Genomic DNA, 19,169 nt, shown 5'->3' on the forward strand with positions numbered 1-19,169 from the left:
CGTTACCATTTATGAAATGATAATGATTCGCATTTAACGACATTAGCCGGTCCCTGAACAGCGGTCTGGCGGGGTTGAATCGCGCGCGCGAAATGACGCGCAGCGGGCGACGCAGGACGTTTTACGTCCGGCCAGACCGACAAAAACAACGTAACAACGACAGGGAATCAAGCACGATGATCAGGACGACACCGCTAGCCGCGGCCATCATGACTGTTTTCGCGGCGCCGCTCTACGCCCAGACCGCAACACAACCGGCCGCGCCCGCTGTTCAACCGGCGCAAACCACGCAAACCACGAAGGTCGCGCAGGCCGCCGGTTCCGCAGAACCCGCAGCTGCCAGCAACACGCTTCCCGCTGTCAAGGTGACCGGCCAGGCCGACACCAGCAGTGACTTCCAGGCTGAAAAATCGAGTGTCGGCGCCAAGGTGCCGACCGCGCTGCGCGACGTTCCGCAGGCGGTTGTTGTCGTGCCGAAAGCGGTGCTGCAATCGCAGGCTGCGACATCGTTCAGCGACGCGTTGCGCAACGTGCCGGGCGTCACGCTCGGCGCAGCCGAAGGCGGGCAGATCGGCAACAACATCAACCTGCGCGGCTTCACGGCGCGCACGGACATCTACCTCGACGGCTTCCGTGATCGCGGCCAGTACTATCGCGATACCTTCAACCTTGAATCGATCGACGTGCTGTACGGTCCCTCGTCGCTGTACTTCGGGCGCGGCTCGACGGGCGGCGTGATCAACCAGGTCAGCAAGCAGCCGACGCTGAAGCAGCGCGCCGACGTGTCGGTGCAGGCCGGCACGCACGACCGCTATCGCACGACCGTCGACCTGAACCAGCCGATTACCGACACCGCCGCCTTCCGTATCAACGCCTTCGGTCAGGATCTCGGCTCGAGCCGCGACGTCATGAAGAGCAAGGATTACGGCGTCGCGCCGGAGGTGAAGTTCGGCATCGGCACGCCGACCGAAATCACACTGTCCGCGCTGATCCAGCACAACCGCGACCAGCCCGACTACGGCGTACCGTCGCTGAACGGTCATCCGGCGCCGGTGAACCGCGGCACGTTCTACGGCTTCACCGACGACCGTACGATCCAGGACGTGCAGACGCTGTCCGCGCGCATCCAGCATCGCTTCAACGAGAACCTGACGCTGCGCAACCAGACGCAGTTCAGCCACTACAGCACCGAAGCGCGCGCGACCAACGCGGCGTCCGTGCTGACCGGACCGCTCGCGACCTCGACGGCGCTGACGAACGGCAATTACACGTCGCTGCCGCTCTCGTCGCTCTACGTGAAATTGCAGGGCAAAGATCGCAACATCAACGATCACTCGCTGTACAACACGACCGATCTCGAAGCGAAGTTCAATACCGGCTTTCTCAAGCACGATGTGATCACAGGCGTCGACCTGAGTCACGAGACGTATAGCAACCAGACCTTCACGTCGACCACACCGGGGCTGCCGTCGAACACGCTCGCCATCGTGCCGCTGGTCGATCCGACGTACACCACGCGTCCGGCGAATGTGAAGACGGTGGCGACCAACCTCGCCGAATCGAGCGCGAACGGCATTGGCCTCTATGCCAACGACACGATCTCGATCGGCGAGCACTGGAAGGTGGTAGGCGGCGTGCGCTGGGATCGCTATGAAGCGTCGATCAACAACTCGATCAACGCGCCGGGCTACGCGACGCAGACAAACTTCTTCACCAGCGTGCGCGGCGGCATCATTTATCAGCCGACCGACTGGCAGTCGTACTACGTGTCGTACGGCACGTCGTTCGATCCATCGCTCGAAGCGCTGACGCTCACCAACGGCCAGCAGAACCTGCCGCCGGAAAAGAACCGCTCGTATGAAGTCGGCTCGAAGTGGGACCTGCTGGGCGGCGGTCTGTCAGTGACGCAATCGCTCTTTAGCATCGAGAAGACGAATGCGCGCACGCTGGATGCGACCGGCAATTACCAGCTCGACGGCGACATCCGCGTGCGCGGCTATCAGCTCGGTCTCGCCGGCCACATTACGAACAAGTGGCAGGTGTTCGGCGGCTACACGTACATGGACGGCACCGTGCTGAAGGCACTCGACGGCACCGCCGGCAAGACGCCCGCCAACACGCCGCGCAACATGATCACGCTGTGGACGACGTACGACTTCACGCCGCAGTGGCAGATCGGCGGCGGCCCGGTGTACACGTCGTCGCGCTATGCGGCGAACAACAACTACGTGTCGGTCGGCGGCTACACGCGCTGGGACGCAATGGCCGCGTATCACGCGAAGAAGTACGACGTGCAGTTCAACGTGCTGAACTTCACGGACAAGAAGTACTACGATGCGCTGATCCCGTCCGATGGCGGGCGTGCAGTGCCGGGTGTCGGCCGTACATTCCTCGCCACGGTAAACTATCGCTTCTTCTGATCGTTGCACTCGATCAGGCAGGCGACGGTTCACGAAACACCGCCCGTTTCTCTTCAGGAGAAGCGGGCGGTCTGACGCAGGAAGTATCAAACAATGATTGTCACGATCCCGGACGTTCTCAGTCCCGAAGACGCCGCCACCATGCGCGCGCGGCTCGAAGCGGCCAGCAGTTCATGGGTCGACGGCCGCGCGACGGCGGGCTATCAGGGCGCGCCGGTCAAGCGCAACCAGCAGATCGCGGAAGGCTCGCCGATCGCGCAGGAAATGGGCGAGATCATCGTCGCATCGCTGGAGCGGCATCCGGTTTTTATCAGCGCAGGCCTGCCGAACAAGCTGTATCCGCCGCTCTTTAACCGCTACGAAGGCGGCATGCATTTCGGCAGCCACGTCGATGGCGCGATCCGTCTCGTTCCGGGTCACGGCGCGCGCGTGCGCACCGATCTGTCGATCACGCTCTTTCTCACGCCGCCCGACGAATACGATGGCGGCGAACTGCTGATCGAAGACACCTTCGGCGTGCAGGAAGTGAAGCTGCCCGCGGGCCACGCGATTCTTTATCCGGGCACGAGTCTGCATCAGGTGCGGCCGGTGACGCGCGGCGCGCGGGTGTCGAGCTTCTTCTGGGCGCAGAGCCTCGTGCGCGACGACACGAAACGCGCGTTGCTGTTCGACATGGACAACGCGATCCAGCGTCTCAACGCGACCAATGGTGACGAAGCGGCGAAGCGCACGCTCGTCGGCGTGTATCACAACCTGCTCCGGCTCTGGAGCGAGACTTAAAAGCGTTTGCCTTGTCGCGGTGACGCATCGACGCTCCCCGTAAAGAGCGTGCAAACGCCCGCGCCCGCGATGAGCGGGCAGCACAGCAAGGCAGACGTGATGAAGCGCGGCGCGGAATATAACAAAGCCCATTCGTATGCGCACCGCAAGATGGTGTGAGATCAGGCAAACATATCCATCCCCTGCACGAGCCGTTGCGCCAGCCTTGGCTGACGCAACTGGTCGAGCCACCACTGCAGCGCACGGCCTTCGTGATCGCCACGCCACGCGACATACAGCACATTCGGCTCACGCGGATCGGCGGTGACCTTTTCCACCAGCTCGCCGCTTTTCAACAGCGACGCAACCCGGTGCCGCGGCAACCAGCCGACACCGAGCGCGTCGCGCTGCGCGAGGATCTTCGCGCGCATGCTCGGCACAGCAAGCGCCGGCTGACCACCGACGACACCATAAGCACGCCCGCCTGTCATCCGCGACGAATCCGCCACCACGACGGCGCGATGCGCGACGATCTGCTCGCGCCTGAGCGGCTCTTCGATCGCTGCGAGCGGATGGCGCGGCGACACCGCGAACACCCACTCCATCGAGCCAAGTTCGAACCAGCGCAGCCCCGGAATCGCCGGCGGCTCATTGGTCGCGCCAACGATCAGATCCGCGCGGCCATCGCGCAGCGCTTCCCACGTGCCGGACAGCACTTCGCCGGTCATACGCAGCGTGACACCTGACTGCAGCTCGTCGAACGCGTGCACGACCGGCATCAGGAACTCGAATTCAAGGATTTCGTCGGTGACGATCCACAGGCGATCTTCCCAACCGCTCGCGATCTGCCGCACGCGCTGGGTCATCCGCGACACGTCCTGCATCAGCCGGGCCGCCTCCTCCGCCAGCAGATGACCTGCCGGCGTCAGTTGCAGCCGGTAACGGCGACGGTCGAACAGCAGCGCGTCGAAGCGCGTTTCCAGTTGCCGCGCCGCGTGCGACACCGTCGACGGCGCCTTGCCCAGCCGCGCCGCCGCGCGCGACAGGCTGCCGCTTTCCCGGATCGCCTCCAGCAGAGACAGTTCGTCTTCTGACAACATGTTCAACTCCATCGAACGAGTTCATCGGAAAAATCGTACGGCAAAACCGGTCCGCCAGTCCACCATGGCATCACGTCACCAGAAGATCGTTCGACCCGATCGCTGGACTTCCACCGGAGAAACCCGTCATGAGCCTGTTGAATAAAGTCGCGAAGCACGTCGGCGCTGCCCTTCTGATCGCTGGCGCAATGCTGCCGGCGTCGCACGCCGCCACCAATCCCGTCGTCCAGGATCGTTCGATCAATGCGAACGGTATCGATCTGCACTACCTCGTCGCAGGACAAGGCGACGAAACGCCGGTCGTGCTGCTGCACGGCTATGCCGAGTCGAGCCATATGTGGTTGCCGCTGATCAAACAGCTCGACGACCGTCGCGTCGTGCTCGCGCCGGACCTGCCGGGCGCCGGCCAGTCGGCGATTCCGGAAAGCGGTTACGACAAGAAGACGATGGCGCAGGACATCCACGCAATGGTCCAGCAGCTCGGTTATCACAAGGTAAAGATCGTCGGCCACGACATCGGCCTGATGGTCGCGTACGCTTATGCGGCGCAGTATCCGGACGAAGTCGAAAGCATCACGCTGATGGATGCGTTTCTGCCGGGCGTCGGCGACTGGCAGAAGGTCTGGCTGCTGCGCGACAAGTGGCATTTCAACTTCTACGGCCCGACGCCGCTCGCGCTGGTGAAAGGTCGTGAACGGACGTACTTCGAGCACTTCTGGAACGACTTCGCCGCCGATCCGTCGCACTCGGTACCGGAAGCGGATCGCCGTCGCTATGCCGCGAATTACGCGCGGCCGGGCCGGATGGCCGCCGGTTTCGAGTACTTCCACGCTTTCCCGCAGGACGCTGAAGATTTCGCGAACTTCGCACAGACGCCGTTGACGATGCCCATGCTGGTGCTGGCCGGCGAAAAGGCGTCGGGCGACTTCCTGATCAATCAGGCGCGTCTCGTCGACACCAACGTGCAGGGCGTGATCGTCAAGGGTTCCGGACACTGGCTGATGGAAGAAGCGCCCGAGCAGACGATTGCGGACATCGTCCAGTTCATCAACACGCCGTCGCCGAAGTAAGCGACGACGGCTGGCAGGATCATGCAAGCGGGTTGCCGGCTGGCAACTGAAGGACAACTCAAGGAGCAGCGAAATGGGACTTCTCGTGAACGGTCAGTGGCAGGACCGGTGGTACGACACGAAGTCGACCGGTGGCCGGTTCGTGCGCAAGGACGCGGCGTTCCGCAACTGGGTGAGCGCCGATGGATCGGCGGGACCGAGCGGCGTCGGCGGCTTCAGGGCGGAAGCGGGCCGCTACCACCTGTACGTGAGCCTTGCCTGCCCGTGGGCGCACCGCACGCTTATCCTGCGCGCGCTCAAAGGGCTGGAAGACATGATCAGCGTGTCGGTCGTCAACTGGCTGATGCTCGAAAACGGCTGGACGTTCGCCGACGGTCCGGGCGTGGTGCCCGACCCGGTCAACCGTGCCGGTTTGCTGCACCAGGTCTATACGGCCGCTGATTCGCGCTACACCGGCCGCGTCACCGTGCCGATCCTGTGGGACAGGAAACAGGCGACGATCGTCAATAACGAGTCGTCGGAAATCATCCGGATGCTGAATTCGGCGTTCGAAGGCATCGGAGCGAAAGCAGGCGACTTTTATCCCGCCGCACTGCGCGAAGAGATCGACGCGATCAATTCGCGTGTCTACGACACGGTCAACAACGGCGTCTACAAGGCCGGTTTCGCGACGACGCAGCAGGCGTACGAAGAAGCCGTCGTGCCGCTCTTCGACACGCTCGACTGGCTCGAAGGCAAGCTCGCCACGCGCCGCTTCCTGACCGGCGACCATGTTACCGAAGCCGACATCCGTCTCTTCACGACGCTGATCCGCTTCGACGCGGTGTATGTCGGCCACTTCAAGTGCAACCTGCGCCGGATCGCCGATTACCCGAATCTGTCCGCCTTCACGCGCGACATCTACCAGTTGCCGGGCGTCGCGGGGACGGTGAATGTCGAGCACATCAAGCGGCATTACTACGAGAGCCATCCTTCCGTGAATCCGACCGGCATTGTGCCGCTCGGTCCAGTGCAGGATTTCACCGCGCCGCACGATCGTGCACGGCTCTCGGATCACGCGCCGCCGGTCGCCTGATCCCGTACCGGCCTGAGCTGGCCGAAGCGGTTCCGGTCATCACGGTGCGCGTGAGGCGCGCGCCGCTCCCGACTCAACGACCTTCGACCACGCGGTTCGCCGCATGGTCGTGGCCAGCCTCGTCCTTTCGTCTTTCATTCATCAAGGAAACATCATGCTGAAGTTTTACTTCCACCCATCGCCGAATCCGATGAAAGCCGCGCTGCTGCTCGAAGAGCTGCAGACGCCGTTCGAACTCATCGCCGTCGATACCTTCAAGGGCGAGCAGCACAAGCCCGAATTCCTGAAGATCAACCCGAACGCGAAAGTGCCCGCGATCGACGACGACGGCGTCGTCGTGTTCGACTCGCACGCGATCCTGCTGTACCTCGGCGCGAAACACGGCCGTTTCGTGCCTTCGACGGCGAAGGAACACGCGCAGATGCTGTCGTGGCTGCAGTTCGTCGCGACCGGCCTGTCGCCGTTCTCGGGTCAGGCTGTCCACTTCCTGCATCACGCGCCGGAAGCGCTGCCCTACGCACGTAACCGTTATCTGAAGGAAGTCGAGCGTCATTACCGCGTGCTCGACGATCGCCTCGCACAGTCGAAGTACCTCGCCGGCGACGAATACTCGATCGCCGACATGGCGCTGTGGGGCTGGGCGAACTTCGCCGGCTACATCCTTGGCGAAAAAGGCCTGACGGATTATCCGAACGTGAAGCGCGTGGTCGACGAAATCTCGGCGCGTCCGGCGGCTGCCCGCGCGCAGGCGTTGAAGGAAAAGCTGACACTGAAGGCAGAGTTCGACGAAGAAACACGTCGCGCGCTGTTCCCGCAGAACGAAGAAGCCGCAGCGTAAGCGGAACAGTTGACGCAAGCAAATAAAGGCCGGCAATACGCCGGCCTTCAACCCCTTCAACCCCCTTCAACCCCTTCAACCCCTTCAACCCCTTCAACCCCTTCAACCAATAACGCCAGACGAAGCGTCGTATTCGTCCCAGGGAGCCTGTGATGTCAACGAATCAACCCCGTCCCGCGCCAGTCAGCGGTTTGCGGCTGCATAACTTCGCGCTGGCCGTGCGCGACCTGAACGCGATGATCGCGTGGTACGAAACGGTGCTCGGCTTCGTGGTCAGCGAGCGGGGCCGGTTCGACGCCGTCAACGCCGCGTATGCGATGGTGGAAGCCGGTGGCATGCGTATCGAACTGGTGTCCCGCGCGGGGGAAATGCGTCGTCCGGTCGACCGCACCGCGCCGCCCGATCATCTCAACGTGCCCGGCTGGAAAGCGCTGGTTCTGGAAACGGAAGATCTGACCGCGACGACCGCCGCGCTCGTACAGCACAACGTCGAAATCGTGTGGGCCGACCAGCAGCTTTCCGAACATCTTCGCTCGACGATGATCCGCGACCCGGAAGGCAACATGATCAACATCTTCGGCCCGGCGCAATAACGGCCAGAGGGCCGACGCCTTTAAAGCTGCCAGCCGATCAGCGGCAGCACACAATCAGATGCCGGTTTTATGCGCCGTCCAGATCAGCCGCAGACCAAGCGCGGCGATCGCGCCCGCCGCAATCCGGTCGACCCATGCCTTCGCGCCGAGATAAAGCTCGCGCGGACGACGGCTCGAAAAACCCAGCGCGACGACCGTGTACCAGCCGGCTTCGATCGCGAACACAGCGGGCGGCAGCAGGAAATAGCACCACAGCGGCGGATGATGCGGGAGCAGGGCGGCGAAGATACTGCCGTAGTAGATCGCCGTCTTCGGGTTGCTCAGCTGGGTGCTGAGGCCGATCCAGAACGACTTCCGTGCATTCTGCCGCCCGCTGCCGGCTGTCGGGTCGACGGTGAACGGCGAGGATGCACCGCGCCAGATTTTCGACGCGATCCAGATCAGATACAGGCCGCCCGCTACCTTCAGGCCCAGGTAAAGCCAGCCGACGGCGGCCAGCACGGTGTACAGCCCGACCAGCGCGATACCGCTGAAGAACACGCCGCCAACGCCCATGCCCAGCGCCGTGGCGAGGCCGTCGCGCCGCGACAGACCGATCGCACTGCGCGCGACAATCAGAAAGCTGGGGCCGGGGCTCATCGCGCCGATCAGCAATGCGGCAAGGATGGCGGCAATCGCAGCGGATGGATTCATGGTCGAGCCTCCCTCAAAGAAGATGACGGCCATTGTAGGACGTGGCGCCGCCCCGTGTGCGCGGAACGGCAGATCGCCGCGGGCCGACGTCCGGCATCGAAAGTAGCCGTGAGAGGGCGCTTTTCAGGCGCTCGCGCTCCACGAGACGCCACAATGCGCACCCACCCGGCCGGTCAACTGCGTGCAAACCCGGTTCCGCAAACCCTGCGCATGGACTTTGGTTCTAGTAGACTGACCGGCGATGTTCATCCAACTCATAGTGAAACCCCGAGATCCAGTTCAGTCGCGAGGAGGCGTCGCCCATGCATGCAGTTCCCACGCTGGATAGCAGCACCCTTGACGAGGGCGCTTCCGGCGCACCCGCAGGGGCGCCCGTGCGCGATCTGCGCCGTGTGCCCATTCATCCGGATAACTGGTATCCGCTCGCCTGGTCGCGGGAAGTCAAGCGCGGTAAGGCGCACGGCGTACGTTTCGCCGGCGAGCCGATCGTGCTGGTGCGCACAGAATCAGGCTCCGTGTTCGCGCTTGAAGACCGCTGCGCGCATCGCCAGGTACCGCTGCATCAGGGCGTCGTCGATGGCGAATCGATCCGCTGCTGCTATCACGGCTGGACCTACGACTGCTCAGGCCGCTGCATCGATGTCCCGTATCTGGGCCGTGAGCGGCTCCCGAACGGCGTGCGTGCGTATCCGTGCCGCGAGGTCGAAGGTCTGATCTTTGTGTTCCCCGGCGATCCTGCGCTCGCGGAAGACAAGCCCTTACCGCCTCTCGCCTCGGTCGCGGACAAGGCGTACAAGACGCGTCGTTTTGGCCGCGAGGTCAAGTGTCACTACTCGTTCATGCACGAGAACCTGATGGACATGAACCATCAGTTCCTGCACCGCCGGCAGATGGGCCAGATGCGCGCCCGCTCGCTCGGGCGCCGTCGCGGCGAAGGCTGGGTCGAAGTCGATTACACGTTTGCGCGGATGGAAGGCAAGCAGCCGGTCGGCGAGGCGCTTGTGTTTGGTCAGAACCGCAATGGCGGCGGCCAGAACGACAAGGACGTGATGACGATCCGTACGGAATATCCGTATCAGACGCTACAGATCCGCACCTCCGACCAGACACTCGTGATGAATCTCTGGATCATCTACGTGCCGGTCGACGCTGAACAGCGTACGAATCGCACGTTCGGGCTGCTGTCGATCAAGAAACCGGGTATTCCGGGCGCGCTCGATCTGGCGTGGCCGCTGCTGGTGTGGTTCACCGAGCGCATCTTTAAGGAAGACCGTGAGATCGTCGAAGCCGAACAGGCCGCGCACGATAAACAGGGCGCCGACTGGAATCATGAAGTGTTTCCGGTCATCAACGATCTGCGCGATCTGCTGCGCGAATGCGGCGCGTCTGAACTGACGCCGCGCGGCGAAAGCCTCCGGAAGAAAGCTGATTCGTGGCAGCCGCTAACGCGGATGTCGAGCTGAGTGAAACAAGACGGCGGTCTCATACATCGCAGACCGCCGCGATTGACCTGATTCCCCAGACAAAACCGGCCGGGCAACCCGTGCGCGTCGTCCCGTCTCAGTCGTGAGTCGCAAACCGGAGGGTCCGCGATGCCCACGCCGACCTGGCTCTCGAACGTCAAGGCGCAGCTCGCGAGGAAGAAGCTCGGCTACTGGATTCGCGTGGCCGTGATCGGCGCGTTGGGCATCGCGCTCAACGCGTACTGGACGAAGAACAGTCCCGACGATCTGCTCAGGCTCCGGATGTGGGCGTACCAGGTCGTCAGCCGGTGGACTGCCCGTGCGCCGCTTCCCGCCGATTCCGCCGTCGTCCTCATTTCCGATGAGGATTTCTGGAAGAATCCCCGGCTCGCCCGCCGCTCGCCGATTAAACGCGACTACCTCGGCGACCTCATTACCCGGCTGTGCCGCGCGCACGCCAACGTGGTGGCGATCGACTTCGACATGCGCTCACCCGTGGTGGACGGCAGCGTGCGCGATCACAGCGACTACCGCAGCGAAACCGCCACCTTCGTCGACGACGTCAACAAGGCCGCAACATCCGGCTGCCACATCGTGCTTCCCACGACGCTGAACTGCAGCAGCAAACCGTGCGTCCTCGAATCGGGCGTGCTCGACGGGCAACCGTTCGTGACGAAGAACATCACGCGCGGCTATCTCAATCTGCCCGACGATACGCGCCAGGTGCCGATCCGCGCCCACTTACGCGACGGCGGATCGGCCGAGTCGTTCACGATGGCCATCGTGCGGGCGCGCAACGCGCAGCGCGCCGACGCCTTGCGCGATTCGGACAGTTTTCCATACGGCACATTCATGACGGACGCCGAGTTCAGAAGCGCCGATAGCGTCCTGATGTCAGACGCGATCTCACGAATGAGCGACGACGACCTGGAGAACCACATCCACGGCCAGACGATCCTGATTGGCGCGGGCTGGCATGCGTATGCGTTTGGCCGCGGCGATATGGTGGACCTGCACCGGTCGCCGCTCGGCATGACGCCGGGCGTGCTGCTGCACCTCAACTACGTCGCAGCCCTGCTCGACAGCCGCTTCGCGCACCGCGTGCCCGAGTGGGTCAATCTCGCTGCTGACGTGCTGCTCGTCGTGCTGGTCGGGTTCGCGTTCGCGCTCGAAAAGCCCCGGGTCCGCTGGACAATTTTCGGCGTGGCCACGTTGGTCCTGATCGCGCTTCAGTATGTGGCCGCGCAGAATGCGGGCGTATTCTTCGAATGTACGGTGGTCGTCGTGCTGCTGTTCCTCCACTGGCTCTACGACGAACACTCGACGATGCGCGAACGGCTCGCGGAACTCGAGACCGAAGAAGCGCACCGACAGGCTGCTGTCGTCAAAACACCGCCTGCGGTCGTCGAAACACCGAAGGAGGCGAAATGAAAGCGCACTGGACCTTCGCAGCACTGGCGGCCAGCCTGTTGCAGGTGGCAATGGCGACCTTGTTTGTGGCTGGCGACGCACACGCCGGCACCGTGACCGCGCGTCCACCGCCGCCCAGCGAGGACGATGAAAACGGCGACAAGCCGGGCGGCCAGGCGTCGAACGGATATGGATCGACGCACAACCAGGTAGCGACGGCCGAGTACACCAACCCGGTCCTCGCGGCTTCCGACACCAAGGTAGACGCGGCCAGACAAAAGAACGCAAAGAAGGCCGGGAAGGCCGTCGCGCCCAAGGACAACGAAAAGACCATGCAGTAAGAGTAAGCGCGGAAAGCCGGGCGCGCCGGCTACCCGCCCCGGATTCAATGCGTTTTACGCGATCGCGCGGTGCGACAGCGCCGCAGCAACCCGCGTCACATCCCAGCCTTGCCCGCCAGCGCCTCGCGCAGGAACGACGTAAACGCACGAATCGTCCCCGAACCCTGCCGATGCTGCGGATACACCGCGTACAAGCCGAATGGCGACGGCTCGAAGTCGTCCAGCACGGTGACGAGCGTCCCGGCGCGCAACGCATCCGCGACGATGAACTCCGGCAGCCACGCGATGCCGAGACCGGCGACGGCCGCATCGCGCACGAGTTCGCCGTTGTTCACATGCAGCCGCCCGGCCACTTCAAACGATTTACGCGCGCCGCCGGTCACGAATTCCCACATCACCGGCCGCTGGTGCCCGTACAGCAGGCACTCGTGCTTTTCCAGCTGTGACGGACTCGAAGGCTCGCCGCGCCGCCGGCGATAACCCGGGCTGCAACACGCCACCACGCGCAGATCGGCGATCTTCTGCGCGATCAGCGTCGAATCGGCCAGCATGCCGATACGGATCGCCATATCAAAGCCTTCACCAATCACATCCACCGAGCGGTCGCTCAGCACGACCTCGAAACGCACCGCGTCGTTGCGCTTCAGAAACTGCGTGACGAGCGGCGACAGATGCGTCATGCCGAACGACATCGGCGCACTGACGCGCAACAGACCACGCGGCTCGGCCTGTTGCGACGACATCGCCTGAGCGGCTTCTTCGACTTCGGTCAGGATGCGGCGCGCACGCTCGTAGAGTTCACGACCCAGATCCGTGATCGCCAGCTTGCGCGTATTGCGCACCAGCAACCGCACGCCCAGTTCCGCTTCGAGCGCCATCACGCGCCGGCTGACGAACTGCTTCGACAGCGACAGCTTGCGGGCCGCCGCCGTGAAGTTCTGGGCGTCGACGGTGGCCACGAAGATCTTCAGATCATCCAGTTGCATTGGTGAGTGCCTGAGGTGAATCGTCCACTCAAACAGGACGAACTGTCACTTTTCGATGTGATTATAGCCCCGTGGATTGACCTAGAATAGCTTCACATCGCGACAACGACGGTTCCTCGAAACAACCAGATCAACCGCCGGAGCGACTCACTTACCGGGAGAAGCAAACATGCTGGACATTCGCAAGGCAGATCAACGCGGTCGTGGCGAACACGGCTGGCTCAGTTCACGCCACAGCTTTTCGTTCGCACAGTATTTCGACCCGCAACAGGTGGGCTTTTCTGACCTGCTCGTCATCAACGACGACCGCGTCGCGCCCGCTCGCGGTTTCGGCAAGCATCCGCACCGCGACATGGAAATCTTTTCGTACGTGCTGGAAGGCGCGCTCGAACACGCGGACACGATGGGCACCGGCTCGGTCATCCGTCCCGGCGACGTGCAATTGATGAGCGCAGGCACGGGTGTCGCGCACAGCGAGTACAACCACTCGAAGAGCGAGCCTGTGCACTTCATGCAGATCTGGATTGCCCCGTCGACGAAGGACGCCGAGCCGCGTTATCAGCAGAAGCATTTTTCGGCGGACGACAAGCGCGGCACATTGCGCCTCATCATTTCGCCGGACGGAGCGAACGATTCACTCGAAGTGCGTCAGGACGCGCGGGTGTACGCAGGCCTCTTCGACGGCGAAGAAACGGCGCGCCTCGAACTGCCGGCTGACCGTTTTGCGTACATGCATGTGGCGCGTGGCAGTGTGACGGTGAACGGCACGCGTCTGACCGAAGGCGACGGCGCGCGGGTGCGTCACGAAACTGCCCTGAAGTTTGCGGACGGCGACAATGCCGAAGTACTGGTATTCGACCTGCGGCCGATTGAAGTATCGTCGCTGTGGTCCTGATCGATTTTAAAAGGAGAACAACCATGTTGAATGATGTGATCGAGCGTAACCGGGACGGCCTGATTCTGGTCGCGCGCGTCCTGCTGATGGTGCTGTTTCTGGCGTTCGGCTGGAGCAAGCTGACCAACTTCGGCGGCACGGTCGGCTATATGGGGTCGCTGGGCGCGCCCGCGCCGATGCTGTCGGCGATCATCGCGGTGGTGATGGAAGTATTTGTCGCAATCGCGCTGATTCTCGGCATCTTCACGCGGCCGCTGGCGCTGCTGTTCGTGCTGTACACGTTCGGCGCCGCGCTGATCGGCCACCACTACTGGACGATGGAAGGCGCCGAGCACATGGGCAACATGATCAACTTCTACAAGAACGTCAGCATCATGGGCGGCTTGCTGCTCCTCGCAGTCACGGGCCCGGGCAAGTACGCGATCATGAAGAAGTAAGCGGTCAGGATTGACGGAGCAGTTCAGCAGGACGAAGGGACGCCAGTTGAAGTGGCGTCCCTTTTTTGTCGCCTTCCGGAGCCCTGTTCGGGGATAGAAGGTTCAAACAGACCGCATCGCCCGCCGGTAAGCCGTCGGCGTCGCGCCTGATGCTGCGCGAAAGCGATGGCTCAGATGGCTCGGATTCGCGTAGCCGCTATGAATCGCAACCTGTTCAAGCGGTAGCGCGGTCGTTCGCAGCAATTCGCGCGCGCGATCGAGGCGCTGCTGCACGATCCACGCATGCGGCGGTAGACCAAACGACGTTCGGAACATCCGCGCCAGATGAAATTCGGACAGACACGCGACGTCGGCGAGATCGCCGAGTGTCAGGCTGGGTCAGATTCGCCTCGATATAGTCGCGCAGGCGCCGGCGCGTCGCCACCGACAATCCGCCCTTGTGCGCCACGTTCGTGCGCTGCACCGATTGCGCCTGCAGCAGCAGGCTCAGCACGTCGTGCGCGGTCTCGTTCGCACGCAGCCGCCCGTCGGGGTCATCCCACAGTTCGTTGGCGAGCGTCTGGCAAAGCTGCGCGATTTCGGCATGTTCGAAATACGTGCGATCGGCGAGCGTCAGTTCGCGTGGCTCGCGGTCGAGTTCCTGCACGGCGCGGCGCGTGAAGTGCTCCGGCAGGAAGTACAGATGCATGAAGTGCATATGTCCGCGCACCCACCAGCGCGACTCATGGTCACCCGGCAGCGCGCACAGCCGGCTCGGCGCGCCATACAGACCCGGCATCTTCTGACGTTCCGTCCTGTAGCCGCCATTCAGATAACACGAGAGCGTGTGATGGCCCGGCTGGTCGTAGATCGTTTCGGCTTCCTCGGTTTCGCGCCGCCAGATCGCGACTGCCAGCTGGTCGCCAAGCCACGCGAACCGCTCCAGCGTCGCGTTCGATTCGCCCAGCGTGCGGCACACCGAGTGCAGGCCAAACGGCGTCTCGGCAAGGTCGATCACGGGAGCGGGCGGGTTCGGATTCACGGCTTCTAGCGCGGCGATAAGCAGGAAAGATGCATCGAGTATACGGGGAACACCTGAGCGCCGCTGACGGCGCCCGGAAAAGTGCGCAATCCTGGACAAGTCGCGCGACGCCCGCGGGCGCATAGTCGGGCTCCCGAATTCTCCCCTTTCTGCGCAAAACCTTATGAATCCGCTTCTCTACGCCGTGACCGTGCTGATCTGGGGCACCACGTGGATCGCCATCAAATGGCAACTGGGCGTGACGCCGCCGCCGGTATCGATCGCGCTGCGCTTCTGGCTCGCCGCGCTGGTGCTGTTCGCGATCCTGCGCGTGATGCGCCGCCCGATGTGGCCGCCGCGCGCCGCCTGGCGCTTCCTGGCCGCGCAGGGTCTTGCGCTCTTCTGCGTCAACTTTTTGTGCTTCTACTACGCCGAGCAGGTTGTGCCGAGCGGGCTCGTCGCCGTCGTGTTCTCGACGGCACCGCTCCTGAACTCGATCAACGGCAGGCTTTTCATGGGCCGCACGTTGCAGCCGACCGCGATCATCGGGGCGCTGCTTGGACTCGTTGGCATCGCGTGCCTGTTCGAGCAGCAGATGGCCCTCCACGCCGGCGACGTCGCGATGTGGCGTGGCCTTGGGATCGCGTTTCTCGGCACGATGTGCTTTTCGGCGGGCAATCTGCTGTCGAGCCGGATGCAGGGCATGGGTCTGCATCCGCTCGCCACCAACAGCTGGGCGATGCTGATCGGCGCGAGCGTGCTGACGGTCGGCAGTCTTGTCGCCGGGTTGCCTTTCGCGCTGGAACCGGGCCCGCGCTATCTCGGCGCGCTGCTCTATCTCGCGATTCCGGGTTCGGTGATTGGCTTCACCGCGTATCTGACGCTGGTCGGACGCATCGGGCCGGAGCGGGCCGCGTATTGCACCGTGCTGTTTCCGATCGTCGCGCTTGCGTTGTCGACGGTGTTCGAAGGATATCGATGGTCCGCGCTGGCGATTGTGGGGCTGGTGCTGGTTGTCGCGGGCAATCTCGTTGCCTTCGATATGACGCGGCGTATTTTCGTGGGACGGCCCGCAAAGCGGGCAGCGTAGCGCGCCCGCAGCGGAGCAGCCCGCCGGGAACGGCGCTGGTTCTAGTCACGCTTTTCCGGTGGATAAATCAGCGTGCCGTCGGTTTGCGCCTGCGCGCCGGGCGTCATCGTCGCCGGATCCACGTGGTGGGCGCCCATGATGTGCAACACGGTTTCGCCACCCGCGAGCAGATAGTCGGTGATGATGCGTCGATGGCATCGCCACCACACCGCCTCCGAGCACATCACCGCGCAGCGCGTCTGGTGGCCCGTTGCGAGCAGCGTCGCGAGGCCATCGCGGAATGCGTCTGTCATCGCGTAGTCGGCGTAGTTGCGGAACGCCGGATGTGTCCAGTAACCATTCGGCGAAGGCTCGGGCGCGTGACTTTTGCTGCGCCGTCCGCCGAGTTCCGCGACGTGCAGATAGCCAATCTGCTCGACGGCAAGCGCGTCGGGCAGCGTGTCACGATTGAATTGCGGATTGGTGCGCGAACGCGGAATGCTGCGCACATCGACCAGCATCCCGACGCCCGACTCCTTCAACATGCCGATGAATTCGGGCAGCGGATGCGTCGAATGGCCGATCGTGAAAAACGGAAGCGTCATCGCAGATCAGGACTTCGGCAGCCGCTTTTCGTACACGCCTTCGAGTTCCGCGAAGATCGCCCAGAACGACGGCGTCGGCCGCTCGTTGAGCCGGTCTTCCAGCACCGCGAGATGCGCATGCCAGCCGCCGGACACGCCGAGTTGCTGCTGCGGATCCGGCAGCTTTTCGTGCGTCAGCACGAGGCGCACGCGCTCGCCCGCCTGCTTCAACTCGATCAGTACTTCCGACTGCCCTTCCTTCTCGTCGCCCCATGTGAAGGCGAGCACATGCGGCGGCTCGAAACGCGTCACGCGATGGCGCGACACATGGCCCTTGTCATACTTGCGATAAGGCTCGGGCGTCGGCGCCGGAACTGACGACAGATTCCGGTGATTGAAGTGCAGTTCGAATTCGCCGCCTGCATAGACCGGCATCACGCCGGATGCCAGCCACTGGCCGCGTTTCTCCGAATCGGTCAGGTACGCCCAGACCCGCTCGATCGGGCCCGGCAGCAACCGCTCGAAGCGGATCACCTGGGTGCCCTGCGCCACGCCACAGTCGTCTTCGTTCATTCGTGTTCTCCTTTCTGTTCTGGCCCATCAGGTTGGGAAGGTTGAGAACCTGCGTCACGCTCACTGGCTTCGCGCAGCAGTCCATCGAGTACGCCGAGGTGTGCGGTCCAGAACCTTTCGTAGAAGCGCAGCCATGCATCGACAGCCGCGAGCGGCCCTGCCTCGATCTGGCAGACGTGCGAGCGTCCGTCGATGCGCCGGCGGATCAGCCCCGCGCCTTCGAGCACCTTCACGTGCTTGGACGCGGCCGCGAACGACATGTCAAACGGCGCCGCGAGTTCGCGGATATTGCGTTCTCCAGTGGCCAGCTGACGCAGCATCGCGCGACGCGTCGGGTCGGACAGCGCACGGAAGACGCCGTCCAGAGCGGAATCGGATTGGATCATGCAGGCGAGTATAGGAGGACAACGCGCATTATTCAACCATATGGTTGAATATTATCGTACGGTACATGATCTGGCCTCAGGTGGCCTTGAGCTACTGCTTCGGTGCGGTTTGCAGACGCTGAACCACCGCGTCGGAGATCTGCTGTGCGGTGTGCGTGATCATGGTGGCTTCGTCGTGACCCGCGAGCACGAACTTTGCCGCGACGACATACGGATTGAGCTTGATGGCGGCGCCTGGCTTATGTCCGCCCGATCCGCTGTCAACGTCTTCATACAGCGGCGGCTGGCCCGGCGTGGCGAGATCGTCGATGGCCACCGCGACCTGCAGACTGCCCTGCCCCGCGCCGAAGCCAACAACCGCACGCTTGATCCGGTTGCCCTCGTCGACGCTCAGGAAAACGCCGTGCACCAACCAGCCCTTATCCGGCCGCGCGGCGCCAGGCGCGAGCCGCCGTGCGTCCACGCCGGCCTTCGTCAGATCGGCGGTCAGTTGCCCGGCCATCGAGGCGACGATCTTTTGGGCGTGTGCCTGCGGATCCTGTTCCGGCATCACCGGGCCGGTCGGCAACAGGCCGCCGATCAGGCGCCGGGCGCGCTGCGGCCGGCTGTCGTCAGGTTTGACGGCGGCGGCGTCGAGATCGAAGTCGGCGACGTAGACGACACTGGACGGAATCGGCGTGCCTGAAGAATCAGCGGCAAGGCTTGTGGTGGCGACCGCTGCGAGCCAGCACGAGATCAAGGCGATGCACCGCCAGGAGGTTTTCATCACCTGACTCCACAGCTGTTATGCAGACGCGGTCATCGTACATGGCGCGGACGTTCAGCGGATCTGCACTCCCGCCAGCGTTTACCCGACCGGCCGCGCCTGGCAGCGCGCGCTACTTCAGATCCTTGAGCAGCGAGGCGCGAACCCCAGCCTCGATCGTATAAAGCGGCACCGGGTAGTTCGGATGATCGCTGCCGATCCTGAGCGCTGCGCCGTCGCGCAGACGCGCCTTCATCGAAGGCGTCAACTCGAAGCGCACGAAATGCACCGCTGAAGTTTTCTCGGCGTTCTCACGCTCCATGTCCTCGTCGGCGATTGCGTACACGGGCGCTTCGCCATCGACCTGCACGAACACGCGATCCTCGATACCGATCAGCCGGGCCAGCGCGGCGTGTCGTTCGATTTCGTTTTCGTACTCGATCTGCATCGTCGCTTTCAGGTTGCTGCCGTCCGGCACGAGCGGCAGATACGCGTCGAGCTCGCCCTGAATGCCCGCTTCGTCGAAAATTTTCTCGATGTGGAGCATTTCCTGGATCTGATAGCGGATCGTCGTTTCGTCCTCGAACAGGAATGTGACGTGATTGCCGAGCGGAACGGTACGCTCCTTCTTGTGTTCGATGACCTGCTCGCGCATCGTTTTGCGCGACTTCGCATACGTTTCCAGCGACAGCAGCGAATTCCTGGCAATGCTCATGGCGTGCCTCACGTTGT

The 19,169-nt window shown here is 63.3% G+C and carries 20 protein-coding genes and 1 pseudogene; 12 read left to right on the top strand and 9 right to left on the bottom strand.

The annotated features are described in order from the left end of the window. Positions 1-176: 176 nt before the first annotated feature. Together P3T16_RS24785 and P3T16_RS24790 are read left to right on the top strand one after the other, a co-directional pair. On the top strand, positions 177-2,420 hold the full coding sequence (locus P3T16_RS24785) for a TonB-dependent receptor (protein WP_429344292.1): 2,244 nt from the start codon (positions 177-179) through the stop codon (positions 2,418-2,420). Positions 2,421-2,513: 93 nt separating this feature from the next. Then, entirely contained in the window at positions 2,514-3,200 is a 687-nt protein-coding gene (locus P3T16_RS24790) for a Fe2+-dependent dioxygenase (RefSeq protein ID WP_429256231.1), read from the top strand. Between the two features lie 161 nt (positions 3,201-3,361). Here the strand turns inward: P3T16_RS24790 and P3T16_RS24795 are convergent, their stop codons facing one another. Continuing rightward, positions 3,362-4,279, bottom strand: coding sequence for a LysR family transcriptional regulator (locus tag P3T16_RS24795; protein WP_429344293.1), 918 nt, complete (start codon positions 4,277-4,279; stop codon positions 3,362-3,364). Positions 4,280-4,407: 128 nt separating this feature from the next. Here P3T16_RS24795 and P3T16_RS24800 point away from each other — a divergent pair, with 128 nt between their 5' ends. The 4 genes from P3T16_RS24800 to P3T16_RS24815 all read left to right on the top strand — a co-directional run bounded on the left by P3T16_RS24800 (position 4,408) and on the right by P3T16_RS24815 (position 7,855). Continuing rightward, positions 4,408-5,349, top strand: coding sequence for an alpha/beta fold hydrolase (locus P3T16_RS24800; RefSeq protein WP_429344294.1), 942 nt, complete (start codon positions 4,408-4,410; stop codon positions 5,347-5,349). Between the two features lie 73 nt (positions 5,350-5,422). Next, on the top strand, positions 5,423-6,424 hold the full coding sequence (locus P3T16_RS24805; protein WP_429344295.1) for a glutathione S-transferase family protein: 1,002 nt from the start codon (positions 5,423-5,425) through the stop codon (positions 6,422-6,424). Between the two features lie 154 nt (positions 6,425-6,578). Next, positions 6,579-7,262: a glutathione S-transferase family protein gene (locus P3T16_RS24810; RefSeq protein WP_429256235.1), complete on the top strand. Its 684-nt coding sequence runs from the start codon at positions 6,579-6,581 to the stop codon at positions 7,260-7,262. 152 nt (positions 7,263-7,414) lie between these two features. Next, on the top strand, positions 7,415-7,855 hold the full coding sequence (locus P3T16_RS24815; RefSeq protein WP_429344296.1) for a VOC family protein: 441 nt from the start codon (positions 7,415-7,417) through the stop codon (positions 7,853-7,855). A gap of 54 nt (positions 7,856-7,909) precedes the next feature. Here P3T16_RS24815 and P3T16_RS24820 read toward each other — a convergent pair whose 3' ends face one another. Then, on the bottom strand, positions 7,910-8,548 hold the full coding sequence (locus tag P3T16_RS24820; protein WP_429344297.1) for a LysE family translocator: 639 nt from the start codon (positions 8,546-8,548) through the stop codon (positions 7,910-7,912). Positions 8,549-8,850: 302 nt separating this feature from the next. On the opposite strand from P3T16_RS24820, the gene P3T16_RS24825 reads away from it, so the two are divergent. The 3 genes from P3T16_RS24825 to P3T16_RS24835 all read left to right on the top strand — a co-directional run bounded on the left by P3T16_RS24825 (position 8,851) and on the right by P3T16_RS24835 (position 11,762). Then, on the top strand, positions 8,851-10,011 hold the full coding sequence (locus P3T16_RS24825) for a Rieske 2Fe-2S domain-containing protein (protein WP_429344298.1): 1,161 nt from the start codon (positions 8,851-8,853) through the stop codon (positions 10,009-10,011). Positions 10,012-10,140: 129 nt separating this feature from the next. Beyond that, positions 10,141-11,442, top strand: a complete 1,302-nt coding sequence (locus tag P3T16_RS24830) for a CHASE2 domain-containing protein (RefSeq protein ID WP_429344299.1) — start codon at positions 10,141-10,143, stop codon at positions 11,440-11,442. Continuing rightward, entirely contained in the window at positions 11,439-11,762 is a 324-nt protein-coding gene (locus tag P3T16_RS24835; protein ID WP_429344300.1) for a hypothetical protein, read from the top strand. Before P3T16_RS24830 ends, P3T16_RS24835 begins: the two co-directional genes overlap by 4 nt. 95 nt (positions 11,763-11,857) lie before the next feature. Here the strand turns inward: P3T16_RS24835 and P3T16_RS24840 are convergent, their stop codons facing one another. Then, positions 11,858-12,748, bottom strand: coding sequence for a LysR family transcriptional regulator (locus P3T16_RS24840; protein WP_429344301.1), 891 nt, complete (start codon positions 12,746-12,748; stop codon positions 11,858-11,860). Positions 12,749-12,917: 169 nt separating this feature from the next. On the opposite strand from P3T16_RS24840, the gene P3T16_RS24845 reads away from it, so the two are divergent. Next, positions 12,918-13,643: a pirin family protein gene (locus tag P3T16_RS24845; protein ID WP_429344302.1), complete on the top strand. Its 726-nt coding sequence runs from the start codon at positions 12,918-12,920 to the stop codon at positions 13,641-13,643. 23 nt (positions 13,644-13,666) lie between these two features. Beyond that, a complete protein-coding gene (locus tag P3T16_RS24850) occupies positions 13,667-14,080 on the top strand; it encodes a DoxX family protein (RefSeq protein ID WP_429344303.1) in 414 nt (137 codons plus the stop codon). 102 nt (positions 14,081-14,182) lie between these two features. On the opposite strand, the pseudogene P3T16_RS24855 reads toward P3T16_RS24850, so the two are convergent. Further along, positions 14,183-15,101 (bottom strand): annotated as a pseudogene (locus P3T16_RS24855) (helix-turn-helix domain-containing protein). A 163-nt stretch (positions 15,102-15,264) separates the two neighbouring features. Here P3T16_RS24855 and P3T16_RS24860 point away from each other — a divergent pair. Further along, complete coding sequence (locus tag P3T16_RS24860) at positions 15,265-16,170, top strand: DMT family transporter (RefSeq protein ID WP_429344304.1); 906 nt, start codon at positions 15,265-15,267, stop codon at positions 16,168-16,170. Positions 16,171-16,211: 41 nt separating this feature from the next. Here the strand turns inward: P3T16_RS24860 and P3T16_RS24865 are convergent, their stop codons facing one another. From P3T16_RS24865 to P3T16_RS24885, 5 genes are all read right to left on the bottom strand, one after another. Then, the gene (locus tag P3T16_RS24865) at positions 16,212-16,754 is read right to left on the bottom strand and encodes a DUF488 family protein (RefSeq protein WP_429256246.1); all 543 of its coding nucleotides are present in this window, start codon (positions 16,752-16,754) and stop codon (positions 16,212-16,214) included. A 6-nt stretch (positions 16,755-16,760) separates the two neighbouring features. Then, positions 16,761-17,306, bottom strand: coding sequence for an SRPBCC family protein (locus P3T16_RS24870; RefSeq protein ID WP_429344305.1), 546 nt, complete (start codon positions 17,304-17,306; stop codon positions 16,761-16,763). Further along, complete coding sequence (locus tag P3T16_RS24875; protein WP_429344306.1) at positions 17,303-17,692, bottom strand: ArsR/SmtB family transcription factor; 390 nt, start codon at positions 17,690-17,692, stop codon at positions 17,303-17,305. Before P3T16_RS24875 ends, P3T16_RS24870 begins: the two co-directional genes overlap by 4 nt. Before the next feature lie 91 nt (positions 17,693-17,783). After that, positions 17,784-18,458, bottom strand: coding sequence for a DUF4410 domain-containing protein (locus P3T16_RS24880; protein ID WP_429344307.1), 675 nt, complete (start codon positions 18,456-18,458; stop codon positions 17,784-17,786). 112 nt (positions 18,459-18,570) lie between these two features. Next, the gene (locus P3T16_RS24885) at positions 18,571-19,152 is read right to left on the bottom strand and encodes a DUF3501 family protein (RefSeq protein ID WP_429256250.1); all 582 of its coding nucleotides are present in this window, start codon (positions 19,150-19,152) and stop codon (positions 18,571-18,573) included. Between the last annotated feature and the right edge of the window lie 17 nt (positions 19,153-19,169).

This window comes from Paraburkholderia sp. GAS42 (assembly GCF_050436565.1).
In the GTDB taxonomy this organism is placed as follows: domain Bacteria; phylum Pseudomonadota; class Gammaproteobacteria; order Burkholderiales; family Burkholderiaceae; genus Paraburkholderia.

Coding starts and splice junctions, on each gene's coding strand:
- P3T16_RS24785 (WP_429344292.1), top strand. CDS start 177: ATGATCAGGACGACACCGCTAGCCGCGGCCATCATGACTGTTTTCGCG.
- P3T16_RS24790 (WP_429256231.1), top strand. CDS start 2,514: ATGATTGTCACGATCCCGGACGTTCTCAGTCCCGAAGACGCCGCCACC.
- P3T16_RS24795 (WP_429344293.1), bottom strand. CDS start 4,279: ATGTTGTCAGAAGACGAACTGTCTCTGCTGGAGGCGATCCGGGAAAGC.
- P3T16_RS24800 (WP_429344294.1), top strand. CDS start 4,408: ATGAGCCTGTTGAATAAAGTCGCGAAGCACGTCGGCGCTGCCCTTCTG.
- P3T16_RS24805 (WP_429344295.1), top strand. CDS start 5,423: ATGGGACTTCTCGTGAACGGTCAGTGGCAGGACCGGTGGTACGACACG.
- P3T16_RS24810 (WP_429256235.1), top strand. CDS start 6,579: ATGCTGAAGTTTTACTTCCACCCATCGCCGAATCCGATGAAAGCCGCG.
- P3T16_RS24815 (WP_429344296.1), top strand. CDS start 7,415: ATGTCAACGAATCAACCCCGTCCCGCGCCAGTCAGCGGTTTGCGGCTG.
- P3T16_RS24820 (WP_429344297.1), bottom strand. CDS start 8,548: ATGAATCCATCCGCTGCGATTGCCGCCATCCTTGCCGCATTGCTGATC.
- P3T16_RS24825 (WP_429344298.1), top strand. CDS start 8,851: ATGCATGCAGTTCCCACGCTGGATAGCAGCACCCTTGACGAGGGCGCT.
- P3T16_RS24830 (WP_429344299.1), top strand. CDS start 10,141: ATGCCCACGCCGACCTGGCTCTCGAACGTCAAGGCGCAGCTCGCGAGG.
- P3T16_RS24835 (WP_429344300.1), top strand. CDS start 11,439: ATGAAAGCGCACTGGACCTTCGCAGCACTGGCGGCCAGCCTGTTGCAG.
- P3T16_RS24840 (WP_429344301.1), bottom strand. CDS start 12,748: ATGCAACTGGATGATCTGAAGATCTTCGTGGCCACCGTCGACGCCCAG.
- P3T16_RS24845 (WP_429344302.1), top strand. CDS start 12,918: ATGCTGGACATTCGCAAGGCAGATCAACGCGGTCGTGGCGAACACGGC.
- P3T16_RS24850 (WP_429344303.1), top strand. CDS start 13,667: ATGTTGAATGATGTGATCGAGCGTAACCGGGACGGCCTGATTCTGGTC.
- P3T16_RS24860 (WP_429344304.1), top strand. CDS start 15,265: ATGAATCCGCTTCTCTACGCCGTGACCGTGCTGATCTGGGGCACCACG.
- P3T16_RS24865 (WP_429256246.1), bottom strand. CDS start 16,754: ATGACGCTTCCGTTTTTCACGATCGGCCATTCGACGCATCCGCTGCCC.
- P3T16_RS24870 (WP_429344305.1), bottom strand. CDS start 17,306: ATGAACGAAGACGACTGTGGCGTGGCGCAGGGCACCCAGGTGATCCGC.
- P3T16_RS24875 (WP_429344306.1), bottom strand. CDS start 17,692: ATGATCCAATCCGATTCCGCTCTGGACGGCGTCTTCCGTGCGCTGTCC.
- P3T16_RS24880 (WP_429344307.1), bottom strand. CDS start 18,458: ATGAAAACCTCCTGGCGGTGCATCGCCTTGATCTCGTGCTGGCTCGCA.
- P3T16_RS24885 (WP_429256250.1), bottom strand. CDS start 19,152: ATGAGCATTGCCAGGAATTCGCTGCTGTCGCTGGAAACGTATGCGAAG.